We start from the raw sequence: 20,917 nt of genomic DNA on the forward strand, positions 1-20,917 counted from the left end.
CTCTAAACGGCAATATAGATCCTTGAGTAATACTTTTTAAAGCATTATATGGGTTGTTATTCGGTTTAAAAGGTCGTTAAAATAACAAAAATGCCAAAGAATATGGCGATAAATAAAAAATTGGACGAATTATGAAAGCAGTTATCCCAGTAGCGGGTCTTGGTACTCGTATGCTCCCTATGACGAAAGCCATTCCTAAAGAAATGCTGCCTGTAGTTGATAAGCCTCTTATTCAATATATTGTTAAAGAGTGTGTAGCTGCTGGCATTAAAGAAATTGTGTTAGTGACACACTCTTCTAAAAACGCCATTGAAAACCATTTCGATACAAGCTTTGAGCTTGAAGCTACACTAGAAAAACGTGTGAAGCGTAAACTTTTAGACGAGGTGCGCGGTATTTGCCCTGAAGATGTAACCATTATGCATGTCCGTCAAGGTGAAGCCAAAGGTTTAGGTCATGCGATTATGTGTGCTCGACCAATAGTCGGTGAAGACGATTTTGTTGTGGTGCTGCCAGATGTAATTTTAGATGAGTACACTGCAGATCAAAGCTCTGAAAACTTAGCTGCGATGATTGCCCGCTTTAAAGAATCAAGTGCTAGTCAGATTATGCTAGAGCCTGTAGCTCAAGAAGATGTGAGCAAGTACGGCATTGCTGATATTAATGGTGCTGAGCTTAATGCGGGTGAAAGTGCGCCAATCAAGACAATGGTTGAAAAGCCAGCAGTTGAAGATGCACCTTCAAACCTTGCCGTGGTGGGTCGCTATGTGCTGTCAAAAAATATTTGGCCATTACTGAAGAAAACACCAATTGGTGCGGGTGGTGAAATTCAACTAACCGACGCCATCGATATGCTAATGGAGCAAGAGACGGTAGAAGCCTTTCACATGAGCGGGCGAGTTCATGATTGTGGCGACAAAATGGGTTATTTAAAAGCCATAGTTGAATATGCTATGCGTGACGAAACTTTAGGCCCTGAGTTTACAAAATTTGTAAAGAGTCTTTGATTCCCTAGAGTTTCCTTTTAGAAAGTGTTAATTATTGAAAGCGCGGATATTTCCGCGCTTTTTTTGTATTCGTGCAAAATACACTTCGCGAAGCAAGTTTGTTTTTTGCGCAAGGGCGAAACACGTCTTGAGGCTTGCGAGTGCGCGCAGCAAGACTAGCGTTGAGCGTGAGGCCTTGGATGGCCGAACCGGACCTATGTTACATGGAAGTATTACAACTCAACTCTTATTCAGATCGAAACGAAGTTTCGCAGCACGAGGAGGTGAGGGTATGGATACCCGATGGGCGTAGCTACATGGATGTAAAACAGCACAACATCATTCATATCAACAAATCAAAACTTTGTTGCGCTAAAGCACAACCTACAGGCAGTAGGGCCTAATCTTATGTAGGTCGCCATTTATGGCGACAAAAAAGCCGAGCTGAGCTCGGCTTTGCTATAAGAGACCTAATAAGTAGGGTAGAAATTACTTATATTGTGCGTCTAATGTTACACCAGAGAAGGTGCTGTAAGCTCGTAAACCAATGTACCAAGTACCAGCTTGTGGGTTTGTGAACGTACAAGTTTCAGCATTACCGTTTTTGTACGGACGGCAATCGTAAGTTGAAGTGGTTGGTTGGCTACCTTGTCTTACATATAGGTCAGCATCACCAGAACCACCAGACATAGTCACAGTAAAGCTTGTCATGCCAGCAGGGATTTCAACAGTTTTACGAACCCAGTTGTTTCGGCTAGCTGAAAGGTTCGTTTCAGTGATACCACCAGGTTGTGGGCCGGTTGCTCCCGCAGTAAGATCACCCTGTAAGCTTACGCCTGTGTATGCAGAGTAACCTTGAAGCATTACGTGATACGTGCCTGCAGTTGGATTGTCAATTGTACATACTTCGTTGTTACCGCCTTTGTAAGGACGACAGTCGTATGACGATGTAGTTGGCTTGCTACCAGCTTTAACATAAAGGTCAGCATCACCTGTGCCACCGCTCATCGTGAATGTTACTTTACTTGTGTTTGCAGGTACTTCCATTGTGTAGAAGTCTTGACCGCCTTGTGAGCCGCTAAGGCCTGTTTTAGCTACACCGTCAGCTAGCGTATTGTCACCTACAGGAGGCTCAACTACGCCGCCAGAAGCTTCAGCTACTGCCGCAGCCGCATCGATAATACCCGTACCGCAGTTGTTACAAGCTGCACCAAAGCTCTTTGTTGTATTCTTAAGAATTGTTTCAATCTCATCAGGCGTCGCTGAAGGTTTAGCTTGCTTGATTAACGCTGCAACACCTGCAACATGAGGTGCAGCCATTGATGTACCTTGAGAGTAAGCATAGCTGTCAGAGTTTGGCGTTGTTGAACCTGAGTTATAAGTAGATAGAACGCCTTCAGGATCATTTGCAAAGCTTTGAGCGCCACCTGGTGCTGCTACGTCAATGTTTGAACCATAGTTAGAGTAGTAAGCACGACCACCATTACGACCTACTGCAGCTACGTTAACTACGCCAGAACAGTTACCTGGGTTGTAATTTGCTGAGTTATCATTGTCGTTACCAGCTGCAATAACAACTACCGCACCATTTGCACGCGCTTGGTTGATAGCGTTTTGCGTTGTAGAACTACACGCACCGCTGCCACCTAAACTCATGTTGATTACATCAGCAGGGTTAGCATTTGATGGTACGCCAGATACTGAGCCACCTGAAGCCCAGATAATGCCGTCAGCAATATCAGACGTTAAGCCACCACATTTACCAAGTACACGTACAGGCACAACTTTTGAGTCATAAGCAACACCAACAACCCCTTCGCCGTTGTTTGCTACAGCCGCAACCGTACCCGCTACGTGTGTACCGTGCCAGCTTGAACCTTGTGCACCGTGAGTGTATCCACACTCATTTGCAGAAATCGCATCACCTGGATCGCTTGCGTCTGAATCACGACCACCACCATCATTAGCAACTAGCGTGTTTGAGATCATGTCATAACCAGGTAGTAGATTAGCGTTTAGATCTGCGTGAGGGCGGTAACCTGTATCAAGTACAGCAACTACAACGCCAGCACCGGTTGCGCTATCCCATGCAGCAGGTGCGTTAATACCCGCTGTATTTTCAAAATAGTGCCACTGATCAGAGTACTGAGGATCATTTGGTGTTGCAGTTGGTTTTAACATTTGGTCAATTTCGATGTACTCAACATTGCCAGATGCTGCAATTTCTTGCATTAATTCGTTGGCTTCAAGCGCCGATAGTTTTTTGTTAACACGCATTACGTGGTGGTTACTTAATGCCATTGCACGAACGTACTGAGGTGTTACTTTAGCTTTTTTACTTTTAAAGTTCTTAACAAAAGACTGAGCGCGTTGATTCATCATTGATGGAGAAAACTCTCCGAACTCTGCTGACATCATCATTTGTTGTTGCATGTTGTCTTTGTATTTGATGATGAACTGAGTGCCAAGCGTTGACTGGCTCTTTAATTTTACCGCTGTTTGGTTAACAGAAGGTGCATTTACTTGGTCTTGAAAAGGTAAAGCTGAAACTGAACCTGCTACCATCGCAGAGGCCATTGCTAGGCTAAGTGCGCCTAATTTAAATGGTGTTTTTCTTGTCATAATAGTTTCCCAATAGTCACTTGTTGTTTTTCTTCGCCAAACTGCGGCGAGAAAGAAAAGTAAAATAAAAGTTAAATTTTTGAAAGGGAAACTTTGGTTATTAATGTATGCGCAACGGTTATATATAGATGGATAAACGTCTTTTTATTTTTTAAAATATATGATTATTAAGGTTTTTTTAAATAAAAATTAAATTTTAGAGCTTCAGCTACCAATGTAAACATATGTAAATGGGTGGTAATAAAGTGTTAATTTTATGCTTGTTTGCACAAAAGACCTGCCATCAAGGTATAATCCTCTCCGATTTCGGCTAAACAGAGAAAAATATGTTGCAATACGATGTGGTGATTATTGGTGCAGGTGCTGCCGGTTTAATGTGTGCAGCTCAGGCTGGCTATCGAGGCAGACGTGTTGCAGTTGTTGATATGGGCAAAAAGCCGGGCCGTAAAATATTGATAAGCGGTGGTGGTCGTTGCAACTTTACCAACGAGGGCGCTAGCCCTACTAACTATTTGTGTGGCAACCCACACTTTGTAAAATCTTGTTTAAGTCGTTATACACAACATGACTTTATAGAACTTGTTGACCGTCATGGGCTTGCTTACCATCATAAAACACTGGGCCAGTTATTTTGCGACAATAGCGCCTCAGACATCGTAGATATTCTTATGACAGAATGTGAGTGGGCGGGCGTTGAATTACACCTCAGAAATGAAGTATTAAGCGTCTCTGAGTTAGCTGAAGGCGGTTATCAGGTAACAACTTCACATAACATCTTTACTTGCGAGTCGTTAGTTATAGCTGCTGGTGGCTTAACTATGCCAAAACTTGGCGCTACGCCGATTGGTTATAAAATCGCAGAACAATTTAATTTAAAAGTGTTGCCGACAATGGCGGCGCTTGTGCCATTTACTCTTCATGATCACGATAAAATGCGTTTTGACGGTTTATCAGGCGTGAGCATTCCATGTTTGGTCTCGAGTGAGTGCGGCACTGAATTTAGAGAAAATATCTTATTTACACACCGCGGTTTATCTGGGCCAGCTATTTTGCAAATCTCTTCATTTTGGCGAGCAGGGCAAGCGGTGACGATTAACTTATTGCCAGAACTACAACTGGATGACGCTATTCATCAATGGCGTAAAGAGCAAGGAAGTAAGTCTTTAAAGAATACTTTGTCTAACATTTTGCCAAAGCGCTTTATTGAAGTGCTGATCAACGAACAAGCTATTCCAGATAAAGCATTGAATCAATTAACACACACTGAAATTGATGAAATTGCGAAATACATTCACCAGTGGCAGATCAAACCTAACGGCACAGAAGGCTACAGAACAGCAGAGGTGACTTTAGGTGGTGTAGACACCGATGAGTTAAGCTCCAAAACATTTGAATCGAAAAAACAAAAAGGCTTGTACTTTATCGGTGAAGTCACCGATGTGACAGGCTGGTTAGGGGGGTACAACTTCCAGTATGCGTGGAGTTGCGGCTGGGCGTGTGGGCAAGCTTGTTAAATGTATTCTGCTATTAAAAAATGAGACATTTTAATTATAAAAGAGACAATCTATTAAAATATGAGATAAATTTGTAGATTGTCTCTCAGAGGGCGAAAGAAAGGTATTATGGCTATTCTTTTATAAACTCTTTAGTTGTTCTATTGCCGTCAATTGTTTTAATGGCAATAGGCAACCCAATTTCATTGGTCTCGTCTTCTCGAACACATTGAGCAACAAATTCAGTGATATTTTCCTTATAGTTATGGGTCGATAAGGCAGCTTTTGCGACTTGATTAATATCCGAACCGTAAACTGATTCCATACCTATAATGGCTAACTCGTCAGCTTCTATAAATGTTTTGTCACAATAAGCAATCACCCCATTATCAGTAACTTTGCTAGCAAATTTATATTTATATAGGTAATCTCTTCGTTCAATGGGGCACGTTATTGCTAAGATAATATCTGTTCGCATGGCAGCCAATGCTGTTGGATCTAGAACATATTGCATTTTTGAATCTAACGCTTTGTTTATAGAGTGTTCAACAACATCAGAAACAAACTCAGCAGATAAGAGGTTATGATAATCTTTTTGAGGAACAAATATATCTTCTCCATACTGATTACTATTTCCTAATCGAATAAGGTTATTGTCATCACATGGCTTTCTTACAACGCACTTAAAGTTGATACCTTCTTCAAAATCAATTTTGAGCTGTGATAGGTGCCCTGATATGTTATTTATTATATGTTGTGCTGTTAGAGTACTACCTGCAAAAGCTATAAAGCATTTGTTTGATTGATATACCTTTAGATAATTATTAAATGTTTCTCGAATAAAATGAGGCTCCCAAATATCAATTTGAACTTCTACAATTTTACGAAATTCGGAAACGAGAGCTTTGCGCCCTGATGGAGTCTCAGTACTAATTAAGCTATCCGCCAATAAAAACATACCTGATCTGCGATCTGGTATTTTTGCTGCGTCCGAGTCTTTATCCCAGACATATTTATTTTGGTTATACCCTGCAACAATTAATGTCACTGTGATTACTCTATATAGGTTGATTTAAAAATTGTTATAAGGCTATCACTGAGTTTGCTAAACGCTTCTCGTTGCTCAAAGGTGTGGTATAGAAGCGTTGTTCAATACCGTAAAGTAAGAGCTTTAACTCTTCATCTGTCTGTATTTCAAATTTCTTATTAGCAGCATCAAAAGTTAGCTTTTGATCACAATAACTATGCACATATGACAGCATTTGGTCTTTATCCGCAGCAGTCATGTCATTCAAAGTATCCATTGCCAATGCAATACGTTTTCTGTTTGGTTTGGATACTTTGGCTAGGTCTAAATCACCCGTCAGTTCAAGAAACTCTTCATCTAAAAATTCTTGAACTTCTTCATTAGTCGCTTCTTTGTATAGTTCATCAATACCCTTAAAAATACTGGATACAGTAGCAAGGTTTTTGAAAACTAAAGTGTTACTGTTTTTAAAGTAAACAGCATCAGGAAGTGCGTTGATCACTAAACGGCTGTCACTTTCTTCTATTTCTGCTGCCTCGCCAAAGCCAATCATTTTTCGCTTTAGAAATAACGATGGTGTGATTTTTTGAAAATAAAAGTCATCACCTTGCAGCGAGAATAGATAACCAATTTTTGCAAATTGTGCTTTAACTAAATCGTCATAGTCTTTTGAGTCAAAATCAGCTTGCAAAAGGTCAATACAAAACGCTTGTTGATTAAAGTTTTCAACTTTAAACCAAGCATCTTCATCTAAGTTGTGGTCAGGGTTGTATTCAACACAATGAGCGATATCAATATTAACCGCTTCAAACAACGTGTGATCCGAAACCAATTTGAAATAAGGCTTTTTTCTAAGTCCTTTTACTTTTGCAAACACGTGATCCATGTTTAACCTCGTTCTATAAATGTGTAATTGTTAATTCTGTGCGCTTTTTCAATGTCTATTTCATTAGGCTTTTTATATTTATTCCGGCTGATTAGAAAAATAGCGGTGCCATTCTTGGTTTTGATGTTGTAAAACTCAAAACCAAACAATAGGAAAAGCGGGTTAAAATAAAGTGCCTGAGACAAGAAGGTGAAGATGAACAACACGCCATAAACAAAGAAAAGCGTTTCCCAGTTACTAATACTTAATGCGACAAAGAAGTAGCCCAAATAACTTGGCAAAAAGCTATTGTTAGCATGCTCTATACTATCCACCTCTCCTTTTTTGAAAGCATCGCTTCCAAGCCATCTACTTAATAGAATGCTAACTCCAGTTAATAATATTGGAATAGCTAAATAAATCAGGTAAGAAACAAAATTCGGCCACGTTACTAAAAGCGTACAAGCAGGAAATAACTTAGAGAGTGTTATTCCCTTTTGTACCAGATATATTAGTAACAACAGTGATGTTGCATTAAAAGTCAGTAATAGCCGAAAAATTAGATTCATTATTTTACCTTAACTTGACCATTCATAAGTAAAGGGAGTAACCAATCCCGCAGCTCTTTCAGCTTGGTATTTTCTTTTTGTTTGTTAATTATTGTATTAATAATTGGCTCTAATTTATTACCAAGTTTTTCAGCAATAGAAATATCAAACGGGACTTCGAGCCTCATCATTACGCTAGGGTTAACTCTTTTGTGGCTATTGGAAGTGCCAGTTGAAGATTGACTACAATATTTAATAAAACGAGGGGATGTAGCAATCATATACAAAAAATTTTTAATTGCTTTATTTGGGCATCGCCACACAACAAATTCAGTCGAACAAATTTGCTCACTTTCATCAGTAGCGTACACAACTCTATTAAACCAAGGGTTAAGCTTTGATACTAATAAATCATCACTTGTTACGACAAACTTATCACTACCTATTGAATCTCCTAATTCAACTCCATAAGTGTTTGTACTATCTAATACGGGTATGCTGAAATGCCTATATTCCTTATTTGGCTCATCACTGGGGCTTATAGTGTCATTACTTACGCCTGTTATACCGCTTAGAGATGAGTTACACCACTTTACAGGAATATCACGCTTAAGCACCTTGTTAAAAGCCATTTCTCCTCCGCTTGATTTATAAGGTTTTCCATCTTCATTAGGAAAGTCAAACTGATAGAACCAGTATTCATAAAGGGTTCTTGCCAAGGATTGTAATTCGGAGTTAATTTGCTCGTTTAAGTCGATTTTTTTATCGAGAATAGATAAAACATTAACTATTTTGTCCTGATAATCTTTCTTTGGGATTTTAAAATCTAGACCTGTTAAATATTCAATATTGATATTGTCTTGAATGCTTCCACTCGCAGAGTTTTGAATGGCTTTTCTTATATAAGTGAAGACATAATGCATAAACAACTCAGATGATTCTTGAGGATCAGCATTAAAACCAACGACACTATCAGGAAAACACATCGGATAATCTAGCAATGCCGTTTCAGCGATATTTGCAGCAATAGTTATACATAAAGTATCTTTAGGCCAAATTGCGCTTTGTTTTAAACCAAAATCGTTGTAACAATTTGTATGGCTATTTATATATAAATTAGCCGCTTTGACTTCACCAGTCTGAATTAGCGGATACTGCCCATCTTCAAAAAGCTGAAGGTCATTCCTTGGTCTATGCCTAGATTTACCGCGCTTAAATGTGCCCAACTCAGATAACTGTTTATCTTGCCAGTCTTGATTGTAATCAGTCGAATTAAAAATCATACTTTAGACTCTTCAATTGTTTTTTTATTTCGATTTCAAACTCGCTACTCTCTTTGAACAAGTCGTCTAAATTAGATTCAAAATTGTGTACTACTTTGTCGAACTCTTCCTGTGAAATATCGCTATACTCGATTTTTACATCAAAATATTGACCTGCACTTAAGCTAAGATTCATTTCTTTGATTCGGTCATAATTTACAACCACCGATAGATCTTCAATTGCTTTTTTCTCATTGAAAGCTTCAACAATTAGCTTTTCTTCATTCTCAGTAAGTAATGTTTTTTGATTTTTTCCATCCTTTACTTTTATTCCTAATTTTGAGGCGTCAACCAGAACTACCTTGTCTGATTGGGTAGAGTCTAAAAATAAAATCGAAACATTTGTTCCTGTAGTTGCAAATATATTGGCAGGCATTGATACAACCCCCGACAACATTTTGTCTTTAACTAGCTTACTAAGTATTTTTTTATCTACCCCAGACTTTGCTGTAATAAACCCTGTCGGCACGACTACTGCTGCCTTTCCTCCTGATTTCAGTGATGTAAGAATATGCTGTAAAAATAAAGTGTAGATCTTCATTTTATCTTTATCTTTTTTCGGCACTGTAGGAACACCAGCAAAAAAGCGATTTTTGTTTACTTTGCTATCCAATTCATCACGAATGTCACTAAAGTCTAATTTGAAAGGTGGATTCGAAACTATGTAATCGAATTTCTTAAGGTCTTGACCATCTTTGTGATGAGGGTGTCGCAAAGTATCACCTTCAATTACATTTGGTATTGAATGAACAAGATTATTTAAAATCAAATTCAAACGAAGAAGGTTTGATGATTTCTTTGAAATATCCTGAGTGTAAATACTACAGCGGCTTTCACCTATTGCGTGTGCAACATTCATCAATAGGGTGCCAGAACCAGCCGATGGGTCGTAGCAACTCACATTACGAATTTCGCCTCTTTCCACTTCAGGCACAAGAATATCTGCCATAATTCGTGCTACAGCATGTGGTGTATAATATTCTGCATATTTACCGCCAGAATTGCTGTTGTAGTCTTTTACTAAGTACTCAAAAATAGTGGCGTAGAAATCAAATTTTTGTGTGAAAATTCTTTCGAAACTAAACTCAATCAATTTGTTGATTATCGCTTTACAGAATTGATCGCGTTTCGAAACAGTGACGTTTTCACTAATACGAGTGAATAACTGTACTTTCTCACCAGAGTCGGTCATTACAGCAAATACATCGTTATTGTTAATCGCGATATCCATTAGAGTATCGTCAAATAACTGAGCAAAATCTGACTCATTTTGTTTACTAAACAAGTAGCTGATGAAATGGTGCGGTTTTAATCTCGCTGTATCAGCGCCCATTTGTAATTGCAGCATTTCTAAATCGCCTTCTGACATTGCGCTCAGTGCATCTTCCCACTTTTCCGCAGTTGCAATGTTGTCATCGATTTTTTTTGCTTCAAAAGCAAACTTGTCGTTTAAAAACTTATATAAAAATACTTGAGTGATGATTTCGAATTCACCTGTGCTATTACCAAGCCCATTGGTCGCACAGATAGCTTTTAAACTATCAATTAAGTCTTTTGTTTTTTGTTGAAATTCTATTTCTACCACTTTTCATTCCTAACAATATTTGAGCACTACCAAGCTTGGCTGCCCGTATTAAATTCTTTTAAATATTCAGCGACTACTAAATGGTTAATGTATTTAGATGCGTCTGCATTCAGTTTAATTTGCTGCTCTTTCATAAAGCGCCCAATAACAAGGGGCATCATTTGTCGTTCAAAGTAGCTTTCGTTATCGAGTATTTGAGTGTTATTGAGCACCTGCTCGTCAGCATCCTCTTTGACACCTATTAAAGCTTCAAATATTTTCCTTTCAGAATCGCTGATATCGCTTTGAGCTGAATGTCGTTCCTGAAGCCTTTTATGGATACGTGTATATTTAGCATCACCAAGGTACTTTTGACGAAGCTGATTATTTTGTCGATTCAGCTCTTTAACTTGGTCGTGAATTTTGTTTAGCGTATCAATATTCGCAACCATTTCTTCTTGCGTAACTTCGCTAAGGTTTTTCTTTTTAAACAAGCGCTCTAGCTCTTCTTTTAGCGTAATGAACTTAGGATCTTGTTGATCAATATTGTTTGCCAACGCTTCGCGTGTTTGACGAAGTGTGTTCTTAAGCTTATCTGCAAGAACTAGCTCTTCTTCACCGATTTTGACGAACTTAAAAATGACATCTTCTAATGCTCTATTTAGCAGGTTACTAGTGTCTTGCCCGCTTTCCAGATCTTTCTTTAAGTTCAATAAATCTAAGTGATTGCTTGTTTCCCGGTAAAGAACATTTAACTTGGCAAAGTCTAATTGATCCAAGAAATCATACTCACCTTGTAAGCGGATTAGATTATACAAGCTTCTCGCGTCTGCGAGTGCTTTTTTAAGTGCTAATACTGTTTCTCTGTCTTGGATTTGGCTGATTTGATCAGAAAACGTTTCCATGTTGTCTGTGTCAAAACGGAAAAGTACATCCTTGATATGCTCGATTTCTTCTTTGATCTCATCTTGAGACTTAAATAGGTGAGAATAGTGCTCCATTTCATCACCCAGTTCCGACTGCAATTCATCAAAGTAAGCTTTATTTGTTGCATCAAATTCCTTGCGAATGTCGGCAAAATCGACAACATAACCATAACGGAAATCTTTATATGTTCTATTAACCCTAGTTAGCGCTTGAAGTAGGTTATGCTTACGAATAACTCTACCCAAATATAGTTTTTTCAAGCGCTTGGCATCAAAGCCAGTGAGCAGCATGTTGTAGACAAATAAGAAGTCTATCTTGCCTGCTTTAAAATCATCTACCCAATCTTTACGCTCTTCTTTAGTACCAATGTCATGTAGAATCAGAGCAGCGTTTTTAACTTTTTGCTCTTTCTTAACGTTTTCAATGTAGCTATTGGGGGCTGGTTCAGCTATTTGAGAGGCTTCCAGCTCAGCCTTCTTATTAGTCGAGCTTTCTGCATATACAGCATTGAAAATCTCAAACATCTGCTTAGCTTGGTCGGAGCTATCGCAAATTACCATGCCACCAATGGTGTTATCGTCCAACGTGCCTCTACTTTTCTCAAAGTCGTTAATAATGTAATCCAGCATAGGCTCTACAAACTTAGGTTTGGCATATGCTTCTTTTCTATCAAAGCCACCTTGTTGTAGCTCAACTTCTTCGAGAGCTTTTTGCAAATCAAGCTTATATTGAGTAGATATCTCTTCTCGAATTAAACGTAAGGTATACCCGTCAGCAATAGAGGCGTTGTAATAATACTTATGTATGTAATCACCAAATAAAGCTCGCGAATTGTAGTCATCACCAAGTAATGGAGTGCCTGTTAAACCAATTTTTATTGAGTTTTTATCTGACTGACTAAGGTTTGCTAAAAAGCTACCTTTTGGGTTGTAACTCCTATGTACTTCATCTAAGAAATAAACGCGTTGAATGGCTACGTTGTAATCTTTTGTTGAAACAACATCAGGGTCATCTTGGAATTTTTGAATGTTAACTACAGTTATTTCTGGCTTACCAGAATTGTTATGTATGACTTTGGTGGCTTTGATATCACGTGCGAATGCATCACGTGAATTTATCGTATGTACAACTAAGCCACGAGCAGTAAACTCTCTCTGCGCCTGCTGAAGTAAATCGAGCCTATCAACAATAAAGTAAAACTTAGGAATGACTTGCTGTTGTTGGAAGTAATCTGTTAAGAATCTGACATTATAAAATGTTAGAGCAGTTTTACCGCTGCCTTGCGTGTGCCAAATGATACCTTTCTTGATCCCATCATCTAATTTGCGCTCAATGGCTTTTGTGGCAAACATTTGTGGGTAGCGCATTATATGCTTCTGTAAGCCATCTTCCTCTGCAACGTATGCAAGCGCATAACGCAATATAAACGCTAGCCTTTCTCTACTAAGAAGAGAGGTACATATTCTATTAGTAGGTCTGCTAGGTTCTTTATTGGTTTGGAATTCAGGGTTACTGCGAATAACCTCTTTATTATTGTCTTTTAGGACAAACAATTCTTCAGAGTCGCTAACTTGCTTTAACAACCTTGTAAGATCTAATTCTTCTTCTTCACGGAAATAGTTAAAAACTGGTTTATGGTAAGAGCTACTAGCATAGAATGCACCCTGAACTGGCTCTGGATCATTCTCGTCATATTCCATGTTATTAGAAAACAACATGAACTGCGTTATATTAGCGAATCGCCTGAATTTGGGGTTCTGAAAGCGCTTATTCATGCGATCACGCTCAGCAAGAATACCTTCTCGGTTGTTTGGCTTTTTCACTTCAATAAATACTAACGGCAATCCATTTATTAGCAGTGTTATGTCTGGCCTGAATTCTTCATCACCATTTTGACATGTAAGCTCTGTAACGACATGAAAGCTATTGTTATTAAAATTCTCAAAGTCGATTAGTTTGATATTTGATCTATCAGTAAGGCGATTAAAGAACGCTCTTCCTAGATCTTCATTATCAAGTGTTAGTTTGATTTCTTCGAAAAGCCTAGCAACATCAGCCTCTTCAATGCCGGGGTTGATTTTTGTAATAGCGGAACTAAAAAGTGATGGGAAAATATTTGTATCTAGATCCCATGTATGGTCTTTGAGTGAAAGGTATTTATAACCTAACCTCATTAAATGAAGAATGGCTGGAATTTTTACTCGTGTATCTTCGTTATGTGGTTGCATACTAATCCTTGTTATTTTTTTGTTCTTCAATCCACTTTTCTAAATCAACCCGCTTGAAGCGCCATGATCCACCCACTTTAAAACCGGGAAGCTTTCCTTCACTTGCAAGCCGATAAGCTGTTTTTTCATTCAACTTGAGATATGTAGCTATCTCTTGAATAGTAAGTATTTCGTCTGTCATTGGACTATCTCAAAAATGAACTTAGTTACAATATGAGAAAATTGCGGAAATAACAAGAAATCCATTGAGTCAGAGCACCGCGTATGACTTATCCCAATGCTTAAAAATTTTGTAACTTTTTAGACCAAGTTATTATGGAGCTAACACCCTATAGACCCAGTTGTTATATATTAGGAACCTTATAATTATTTTTAGTTATATTAATTACGGCTTTTATCTTGTTGATAAATTTAAAACTATCAAATTACCATCGACTTAACTCATCATATTGCTTAATTAATATTATATAAAATATCTAATAAAATCATTGACTTTTGTACATATTTGCAATCTGGAATTTACAAACGAGAAGTGCTATTCCTAAAAAATATACGAATTTTAGAGATGGTTAAATTATGAAGAAAAGAGTTGATGTTACCGAGCAAATTAGAGATGGATGGGTTAATAAATGGAAGAAGAAAAATGCACAAGGCAATGGCTATTACTCATTTTTGACAACACAAGATGTTAAGTCGGAAGGTTCAAAAAACAGATCTCCCGATTTTGAGCAACCTCATCGTGATAGAAACTTTCTATCACTAAATGAAAGCTTCTATTACTTGATATTGTTGTTTGACCCGCGAATAACAACAATTAAGGAACAGTACCCTTTACTTGAAGTGGAAAAGACTCAATTCATTGCAAAAGAGTTAGGGTTAAAACACCCAACTTACCCTTATAGTCGCGGTGTACCTACTGTAATAACGAGTGATTTCGTTTGCGACACCATCTATCGAAAAAAAATTGCATACTCAGTAAAAGATGAAAGAGCATTTGATGACAATGAGCTGAAAGAGGAATATCAAAATAACCAGAAGATCGAACAGGCATTTTGGGCGACAGAAAACACAAAGTGGCACCTAGTCCGCAGCGCACAAATAAAAAACACGTTTACCGAAAACCTTGAAAAAATTGTTGCCGACCTGCGGTTAGACAATGAATTAGCTTTTTTGTTTAGCCAGTGGTTGATGTTTGTCGTTAATAACTGGCTTAAGTTTTACAGAGAGCCTGTTATTCATATTTTTGATAAAACAGTTTCTCTATTCGGTGTTAGCTTTGAACAAGCCACATCTCTTTTTCAACATGCTATTTGGCATCGTTACTTAAAGCTAGATTTGCGCAAACAGCTTAATTATAGACATTCTCTATGCGAACTAGGAGCTAGTTTAAATGTCTAGCACGCAATTAGCTGTTTGCACAGATACTGAAATTAATGGTCTAGTTATTGGGGCAGTGTTATTTCCTGATTTAGAAGTTGGAGAATGCTGCATTCAAGAACCTCATACAGTAATTTTTGCAGATCACCTCACAGATCGCCTCTTTGCAATGAATCTCGAAAAAAACGTTAAGCCTTTAAACTTGAGCTATGCAGAAGTAAGGGAAAATATTAACAGTGGCACCATCGTACTAGGAAAGCTTGAACTGCCGCAGTATATGAAGGTCCCTGATTCATTTATACCAGAAGATCAAAAGCGAAAAAGGGATGAGAAAGTTAAGCGATTACAGCCCATTTTAAAAAATTTAGAAGAATTCATTGTCTCTCCTTATGGCAAAGGCTTTATACGAGAGGCAATGAAAGCTAATGGTATAACTTTTTCAAGAGCACACGTTTATAGGGAGCTGTGGGACTATTTTAGAACAGGGTGCAATAAAAATGTTTTTCTGCGTAAACCCGGAACAGGCAAAACTACTGATAGAAATTATTCATCTAAACCGGGCCCAAATTCGGGTTCAGGTCATGTCATAACACCAAAAGACAAAGCTAATGTAATCGCTGCACTGAATAAGCATTACAAAAAAGGCGGCCCTTCTATGTACCTAGACACTGTTTTTCAAAAGTGTCTGGACGAGTCGTATAGTGATGTTTTCTATAACCCTGAAACTAAAAGGCGTTCATATGCTAGATGGGATGACGATAGGCTCATAACTGAATGGCAGTTTATGAAAATAGCGCGGGAATATAGAAATAGAAACAAGAAGAAGATAAATAAAGCCAAGGGCTTATCTTCTGAAGTAGCGAAAAATGAAGCCCCACTTGAAGGGACACTACATGATTACTATGACAAAGGAGCTGGGTATTATTATCAAATTGATGAAACCCCGTATGATGTCGAGTTAGTTTGTCAGTATGACCCTACTCGTAAAAAGCGTATCGGTAAGCCAACAGTATATGTAGTGCGGGACATGAGTTCTCGTGCTTTCGTGGGTTTATATATAACCTTAAAGACCCCTTCTGCTGATACAGCACGAGCGGTTATTTTCAACGCATTTAGAAATAAACAGCAATTTTGTAAAGAATTGGGTATTGAAATTGGTCCCGATGATTGGATGCAAGAAGGAAAGTGTCGAAATATTGGCTGCGACAATGCTGAGATGGCAGCAGAACTATCTAGGTGTTACTCCAGAGATGCCCATATTTCTGTTCAATTTAACCAAGCAGGCCATTCACAAGATAAAGGTTTAGTAGAGAGAGCCTTTCGATTATTACATGACGCAGTGAAAGGACAACTTGATGGTTACAGTCCTAATAACATACCGCCACATATCAAAAGGCTACTTCGAAGCAAAGCTTTGCTAAACGTTAATGAGCTTTATCAAATATTGATCACTTACATCATAATCTATAACAACTATTCCATTAATGAAGGCATATCACTCTCTAAAGAGATGTATATGGATGGTGTTAGACAGATCCCAAATCAAGTGTGGGAATGGGATAGGCGTAATAGAGCTGGATATTTAAAGCACGTTGAAGATTTTGAACTTTACGAAAGCTTGCTCGAAGTCGGGAGTGTGACCTGTTTATCTACCCATATAAAATTACATGGCTTCAAACACCAGTATAGATGTGATTGGACCAAAAATAATGGCTATCAAGCCAAAGGTGGTAAATCACCAGTGTTGCCTTGTAGGTATATGCGTCACTCTATGGACTTTATTCTGATTGAAACACCAGCGGGATTTATGCCTGCAACCTTAATAACCCCGCTATTCAAGCATGTCTCAATTGAAGAGGTTGAAGCAGAGCAAGAAGTGATACGAAAAGAAAATAACCGATTGAGAGCAATTCATAAAGCGAAGCAAGGTGAAACTAGAGCATTAATCGAAGATCTTCAGGATAACGCTAGACAAGAACAGGAAAAAATCTCTGTTCATGCAGCTAATACACAATCAATAAAAACTAACCGTGAATTTCACAAAGAGCAAGAGAAGAAGCATGATGGAGCTGTTCATGCGAAGTATTTAGCGACTAAGCACGGTTTAGTCAAAGTGCTAAATGAAAGTTCCCAACAACCACAATTAGATAATAAAGCTTGTGAAGCAAATGAAAGTCCACGAGCTAAGAGAATTAGGGAGAAAAGAGAAAAAAATAGAGGTAAAGATAATGACAGTTAAATATCAAAACTTAAAGACAAGAAGTTTAAAAGGGAATCCACTTGCAGAGGCAATACACCCTAGACTCAATGAATCTGAATTTGAAGATATGGTAACGGATGAAATTACAGTGCCAGATGACATCGAAGAATACAGCAACTATGAAAAAGAGCTTGAAGCATTATCTTTGATGAAAACTGTTTCTCCAACATCAATGTACTACGAAACATATTGTGATCTATACAATGTTTTAATGGCAGGTTTCATGTCTCGTAACCCTTTATCTGACGAACAAAAGAGATACAACAACCTAATATCAACAAGACAAATAGAAAGTGAAAAAACTTCCTCTGAGTGCATGATTGTTACGGGATTATCTGGCACAGGAAAGTCAACTTTAATGAACACGGTGCTGGACATTTTTGAACAAACTCACTCACACACAAAAGATGGAAAATATGGGGTAAGTTTCCAGCAAATTGTGTATATCAAATGTGATATTCCTGCCAACGCCAGTGCAGATGGTGTCTGTAGTAGAATTATTCGTGAAATAGATAAATTAACTAACGATGGAAGAAGCAAAGATTTTAAGCTCACCAAAGGAAAAAAGATTGAAGACACGATAGATAATATCGTTGCAGCCTGCTCAACTCTGGGATTGGGCATGTTGATATTTGATGAAGTGCAAAATATTGCTTTCGCATCAGCGGGCGACAAAACAAAAATTTTTCGCCTCATGAATGACATGACCAATATCGCAAAGATTCCCGTGATTAATATTGGTACAACCAAGGCAATAAAAACCTTTGAAACTGAATTTAGCAATATTCGTAGATTAGGTCTTCCAGTTGATCTCGTTAACTTTAAAGCGGATGAGGAAGACTGGCAGTTGTTAGTTGAATATGCTTGGTCATATCAATTGGTATCTGCTCCTTTAGAGTTAACCAATGAAATAAGAAAAGTCATCTATGACTTTACGCAAGGGGTTCCTTACTGTCTATTTTATTTGATCTCACAAGCAAACATATCAGCCATTAGAAACGAAAAAAAATCAATAACGGTTGGAGATTTTCAACATGTTTACAACACAAAGTTTAAATTATTGAAGCCAGCTTTACTCGCACTTAAATTGGGAATGAATGATGTATTTGACGACATTTATAACCTTCAAGGTCAGCTCGAAGATGCCGTAAAACCTGCACTAAAAAAATTATTCAAAGTAGCAGAGAGCCAAAAGCCAAAAGGTGCATTAGCAAAGCAGTTATTTGATGAAATTAAGCGATATCTACCAGAATATACGCCAACACAAACAGAAGCTAGAACTCTAAAACGTTTACAGAAAGACATGTCAATTGAAGTTAGCGACATTGAATACAATGAAGATGGAGTGAGTGTACCGCTATGATCCCTTTTTACCTATCTTTACTTCCGGGCGAGCATATATATAGCTGGTGTGCCCGCTCTTTTTGGTTATCAGGCATATATAGTAAAAATGATTACTTGAAAAAAATAGGCATTAAATCAATAGAGATGCTTCCTAATTTACCAATGACGAAATCCTCACAAAAAACCTGTTTCTTTGCTAAGCAATATAACGAATCAAGTTGTTTGGGTAGTATAGCTACGACTTACCCGCTTTGGGTTTTATCAGTCAACAGCGAGAAGTATAACAATACACTAGCTGGGTTGAATCGGTGCACGTTAAAAACGGATTTGCATGTTGCCCGCCAATCTGGAATAAGCCATATGTCCTCGACTTGGAAGGCATGCCCTAATTGTACTCAGGAGGATCTAGACAAGTTCGGGTCTTCCTATTGGCATGTGCAACATCAGCTAAGTGGGATCTTCAGTTGTTACAAGCATGGTTGCACTCTGCAAACACCAAAGGAAAGGCTTACCAATCTCTCATGCCTATTATTACCACATCAAATTGAGTTTTGGAGCGATGTTGCCTTTGAGCTATCTGAGATCCAAATTGAATTCAGTGAGTTTTTACATCTCATGTATAACTTCGCTCTTAAAGATGCGAATGAGTTAACACAACACAAGGATAAGTTCTGGCAACTCTTCAACATAAACGGTAGCAACCTCAGCCAAAAAGTCGCTATGGCAGAGTCAATTGAAAGCGAATTCGTGTCTGATTTAGGGATAACATTTCTTTCTTCTATTTTTAGCTATTACTTAGACAGCAATAAAACAAATCGAAGAAAAGTAATTAATACAATTATCGCGTCAGATACTCAGTACCGTTATCTTGACCCTACATTTTGGGCTGTTGTTCTTTTTTGGAAAAGGGAGCAACTAGGGCTAAGTCAGAAGATTTCGAATGCGTGTGCTTCCTATATTTCCAGTATATGAAGGCGAGACTGTTTATAGCGTGATATCTAGATATTTCGCTGTAATGGGTTACTTCAATTCGAATACGCTAGCGTTACAAGTGTTTTCTATGGAGAGGAAGCGAATTCATCCATATCTACCAAACTCTTTAAAAAAGTTTGCTAATTATTTTGGAGAACCAATCCAAGAAACAATTAAAAATAGGACTCTTTTCCCTTTTTTTGAATCAACATTAAGTGCTATTCAAGCAAGTAAGCTAAAAGCTGCAATGCTTGGAATAAATGGCTCTCCATTTCATTTATCGTTAACACCACAATATGGGCTAAAACTTTTTGCAGGCCACAAATATTGCCCAGAGTGTGCTCGAAGGGACATGGATAACTATGGCACAACTATTTGGCGTATAGAGCATCAAATTCCGGGAGTGTCAGCATGTGCTATTCATCATTGTAATCTCTTGGGCGTTAAGAACAATGACCTATGTTTGGATAGGAGACTCTCACTTCCCACTTTAAACAACCAAAGCAATAAGGCAAATTTTACTGATGTCATTTTTTCTAGATATTCAAAGAAGAAGTTAAGTCAATATAAGAGTTCAAAGTGCGAACACGAATCTGTAGAAGAAATTATTAATAATTTGAAAGCTCTAGGGTTTGCAACCCCAAATGGTCTGTTGAAATACAGCCAAATAGTCAATGAGCTGAAGTTTTTCTGGAATGGACTAAACAGTAATCATCCATTAGGTATACCAGAACCAATTCAATCGTTTGATTTTATTGGACCTATGCTTAGGGTAAAAACGAGAACTCCCGCTCACCCTATGAAATACCACCTGATCTTGTGTTGGTTGGATAATCTGAAAAAAGCACCATGCGAGTACCCGACTAAGAGTAAAAATGTTAAGCATAATTGTGACATTGAGATCTTAAAGCTAGCTAAAGCAGGAAAAAGCATGAACCTAATTGAGAAGGAGCTTGGAGTAAGTCGCTGCTATATTAGGAAGTTACTAGAAATAAATGGAATTTATCACAAATCAAATTCAATGCATCTATCCGAAAAGGTTATTCGAAAAGTGGTTATTAAAGGGCTTTATGGATATACCATTGAAGATATATCACAACAACTGGCACTTAAAACATCAACAATTGAGCATATCTTTTGCCGTACAAAAGGATTGAGCTTGTGGCGGAAAAACTTGCGTCACCAGAAGAAGCTTGCAAATGCATTAGCAGTTATAAAATCGGCTGTAAGAAAAAATCCCAATTGGCTAAGAAAAGACATCAAAGAACACCATAATGCAGAGTTTTTTCTTGTTTATTATCACAATAAGCAAATGTTAGAAGATATTTTGCCCCCTAGAACTAGTCCTGTCCCACCCAAATTGAAACGAAAACGGCCTTAAA

Annotated in this window: 15 protein-coding genes; 7 read left to right on the forward strand and 8 right to left on the reverse strand. The window is 38.0% G+C overall.

Going from position 1 to position 20,917, the window contains the following annotated elements:
- Nucleotides 1–131 precede the first annotated feature (131 nt).
- The gene (gene galU / locus PP2015_RS02255) at nucleotides 132–1,007 is read left to right on the forward strand and encodes a UTP--glucose-1-phosphate uridylyltransferase GalU (protein ID WP_058028725.1); all 876 of its coding nucleotides are present in this window, start codon (nucleotides 132–134) and stop codon (nucleotides 1,005–1,007) included.
- Nucleotides 1,008–1,475: 468 nt separating this feature from the next.
- On the opposite strand, the gene PP2015_RS02260 is transcribed toward galU, so the two are convergent.
- A complete protein-coding gene (locus tag PP2015_RS02260) occupies nucleotides 1,476–3,608 on the reverse strand; it encodes a S8 family peptidase (protein ID WP_058028726.1) in 2,133 nt (710 codons plus the stop codon).
- A 326-nt stretch (nucleotides 3,609–3,934) separates the two neighbouring features.
- On the opposite strand from PP2015_RS02260, the gene PP2015_RS02265 reads away from it, so the two are divergent.
- On the forward strand, nucleotides 3,935–5,122 hold the full coding sequence (locus PP2015_RS02265) for a BaiN/RdsA family NAD(P)/FAD-dependent oxidoreductase (protein ID WP_058028727.1): 1,188 nt from the start codon (nucleotides 3,935–3,937) through the stop codon (nucleotides 5,120–5,122).
- A 112-nt stretch (nucleotides 5,123–5,234) separates the two neighbouring features.
- On the opposite strand, the gene PP2015_RS02270 is transcribed toward PP2015_RS02265, so the two are convergent.
- The 7 genes from PP2015_RS02270 to mads1 are packed head-to-tail and all read right to left on the reverse strand — an operon-like array spanning nucleotide 5,235 to nucleotide 13,763.
- The gene (locus PP2015_RS02270) at nucleotides 5,235–6,149 is read right to left on the reverse strand and encodes a hypothetical protein (protein WP_058028728.1); all 915 of its coding nucleotides are present in this window, start codon (nucleotides 6,147–6,149) and stop codon (nucleotides 5,235–5,237) included.
- A 34-nt stretch (nucleotides 6,150–6,183) separates the two neighbouring features.
- Entirely contained in the window at nucleotides 6,184–7,014 is an 831-nt protein-coding gene (locus PP2015_RS02275) for a hypothetical protein (protein WP_058028729.1), read from the reverse strand.
- Nucleotides 7,015–7,016: 2 nt separating this feature from the next.
- The gene (locus tag PP2015_RS02280; protein ID WP_193330490.1) at nucleotides 7,017–7,562 is read right to left on the reverse strand and encodes a hypothetical protein; all 546 of its coding nucleotides are present in this window, start codon (nucleotides 7,560–7,562) and stop codon (nucleotides 7,017–7,019) included.
- Nucleotides 7,562–8,824, reverse strand: coding sequence for a restriction endonuclease subunit S (locus tag PP2015_RS02285; RefSeq protein WP_058028731.1), 1,263 nt, complete (start codon nucleotides 8,822–8,824; stop codon nucleotides 7,562–7,564). Before PP2015_RS02285 ends, PP2015_RS02280 begins: the two co-directional genes overlap by 1 nt.
- Nucleotides 8,814–10,448, reverse strand: coding sequence for an HsdM family class I SAM-dependent methyltransferase (locus PP2015_RS02290; protein WP_058028732.1), 1,635 nt, complete (start codon nucleotides 10,446–10,448; stop codon nucleotides 8,814–8,816). The genes PP2015_RS02285 and PP2015_RS02290 overlap by 11 nt, the downstream gene beginning before the upstream one ends.
- A 26-nt stretch (nucleotides 10,449–10,474) precedes the next feature.
- Complete coding sequence (locus PP2015_RS02295) at nucleotides 10,475–13,582, reverse strand: type I restriction endonuclease subunit R (protein WP_058028733.1); 3,108 nt, start codon at nucleotides 13,580–13,582, stop codon at nucleotides 10,475–10,477.
- 1 nt (nucleotide 13,583) lies between these two features.
- The gene (gene mads1 / locus PP2015_RS02300) at nucleotides 13,584–13,763 is read right to left on the reverse strand and encodes a methylation-associated defense system helix-turn-helix domain-containing protein MAD1 (RefSeq protein WP_058028734.1); all 180 of its coding nucleotides are present in this window, start codon (nucleotides 13,761–13,763) and stop codon (nucleotides 13,584–13,586) included.
- A 395-nt stretch (nucleotides 13,764–14,158) separates the two neighbouring features.
- Between mads1 and PP2015_RS02305 the strand changes: the two genes are divergently transcribed.
- Genes PP2015_RS02305 through PP2015_RS02325 form a run of 5 tightly spaced genes read left to right on the forward strand, consistent with a single transcriptional unit; the run spans nucleotide 14,159 to nucleotide 20,916 of the window.
- Complete coding sequence (locus tag PP2015_RS02305) at nucleotides 14,159–14,980, forward strand: TnsA endonuclease N-terminal domain-containing protein (RefSeq protein WP_058028735.1); 822 nt, start codon at nucleotides 14,159–14,161, stop codon at nucleotides 14,978–14,980.
- Nucleotides 14,973–17,198 (forward strand): DDE-type integrase/transposase/recombinase, encoded by a 2,226-nt coding sequence (locus PP2015_RS02310; RefSeq protein ID WP_058028736.1) that lies wholly within the window; start codon nucleotides 14,973–14,975, stop codon nucleotides 17,196–17,198. Before PP2015_RS02305 ends, PP2015_RS02310 begins: the two co-directional genes overlap by 8 nt.
- Nucleotides 17,188–18,582 (forward strand): ATP-binding protein, encoded by a 1,395-nt coding sequence (locus PP2015_RS02315; protein WP_058028737.1) that lies wholly within the window; start codon nucleotides 17,188–17,190, stop codon nucleotides 18,580–18,582. The genes PP2015_RS02310 and PP2015_RS02315 overlap by 11 nt, the downstream gene beginning before the upstream one ends.
- Complete coding sequence (locus PP2015_RS02320) at nucleotides 18,579–19,535, forward strand: TniQ family protein (protein WP_058028738.1); 957 nt, start codon at nucleotides 18,579–18,581, stop codon at nucleotides 19,533–19,535. The genes PP2015_RS02315 and PP2015_RS02320 overlap by 4 nt, the downstream gene beginning before the upstream one ends.
- Nucleotides 19,504–20,916, forward strand: a complete 1,413-nt coding sequence (locus PP2015_RS02325; RefSeq protein WP_058028739.1) for a TnsD family Tn7-like transposition protein — start codon at nucleotides 19,504–19,506, stop codon at nucleotides 20,914–20,916. The genes PP2015_RS02320 and PP2015_RS02325 overlap by 32 nt, the downstream gene beginning before the upstream one ends.
- Nucleotide 20,917 lies beyond the last annotated feature (1 nt).

The organism is Pseudoalteromonas phenolica (assembly GCF_001444405.1).
GTDB lineage: Bacteria > Pseudomonadota > Gammaproteobacteria > Enterobacterales > Alteromonadaceae > Pseudoalteromonas > Pseudoalteromonas phenolica.